Here is a 1,297-nt window from a genome sequence, read left to right on the forward strand (position 1 = left end):
GTGCTGCACACCAACTGACCCTGCCCTCCGGCGCTGTGTCGACCGGTGCTGTGCCACCGACAGCAGCCGGGGTGTTCTCTCCTGGCGGGCCGTCCGTCGCTGCCGGATCCACGACCAGCCTGTCCGCGGGGTAGCCGATGGCTCTGAATCCCGATCCTCCAGCGTCCGGTCAAGGGCGACATCCTTTCGGTGTCCACGAGATCCGGCCGGACGAGGTTCCCGTTCCACAGGCATCCCCGCTACCGGAGCCCAGCCCCCAGGAGCCCACGCCTCCGGACGCGATCCTGATCCCGATCCCCCAGAACGGATCGGCGATCCGACCGGACTCGTCCACTGGACCGGACGGGTCCGCTGACTCCGCCGGCCTTTCTGCGCAGGTGGTGGAACTCGCCGGCAGGTTCGCCTCCGCCTCCGCGGCGCTGGTGTTCGCCGGCTCACTCATGGCAACCGGGCACCGTGACAGCATCCAGTTCCTGCGGGCCGACGGACTGGAGGAACCGTCAGGCGTCCCGACCGTCGCCGGTTCCGGTGGCTGGTGGGTGGCCGTAGAAATGGACCTTGACCTGGGCCGGGAGCTGGTGTCAACCGCGCAGGGTCGGCTGTATGTCCACGCCGATGGATGGTTCCGGCCCGATCGTGGCTGGGGCGCCATGCCGGTCGCCCCGGTCACACCGGACGGCGACCGTGGGTCGGTGCCCACGTCCGGGCTCCGTCCGGTGAGCGTCGTCGAAGTGGTCCGGACCGCCGGACTCCACCCGGTCGCGGCCGGCACATCCACCGAGGCGGTGGTCCTGCTGCCCGGTGCGCTGGCCGGCGAGGTCATCCAACGTGCCCTGGAGCTGGGGCTGTCGGTGAGCTACCGGCCGGTCCGGCTGGATCCGCTGTTCGACGCCCCGCTGTCCGGGGCTGCTGCCGGACCGTTCGGTGGCGGCCGGGTCGCCACCGAACTGCGGCTGTCCGCCGCATCGGGGGAGGCGCTGCCCGCGTCGCTACTGGCTGCGCTCGATCATGACCCGTTCGTGCTGGTCTGCCGGGCCACCGGCGACGGGCTGCTGCTCCAGCACGCCATGGCGTCCGCCCTGGGTGACCCGCTGCTCGCCGACCTGATGGACGCCGGCACGTGGGTGCTGGCCGACAGCTCCTTCGGCTGCTGGCGGCTGGTCGGCCTGGGCGAGCCCAGCGACGGAGCCGCGCTCGTCCGGCTCGCTGACGGCTACCGGCTGGAACCACCGGACCGGACCATTCCGGTACCGGACACCACGTTGTTGCGGCTGGACGGGCGGCTGGACGGGCAGCC

At 71.8% G+C, this 1,297-nt stretch carries 1 pseudogene; it reads left to right on the forward strand.

Annotated features, from left to right (window positions below):
* Window positions 1–137: 137 nt before the first annotated feature.
* Window positions 138–1,297, forward strand: a pseudogene (locus tag U9980_RS28240) (hypothetical protein); the annotation flags it as partial.

Origin of the sequence: Protofrankia sp. Cr1 (assembly GCF_963555865.1) — a bacterium.
GTDB lineage: Bacteria > Actinomycetota > Actinomycetes > Frankiales > Frankiaceae > Protofrankia.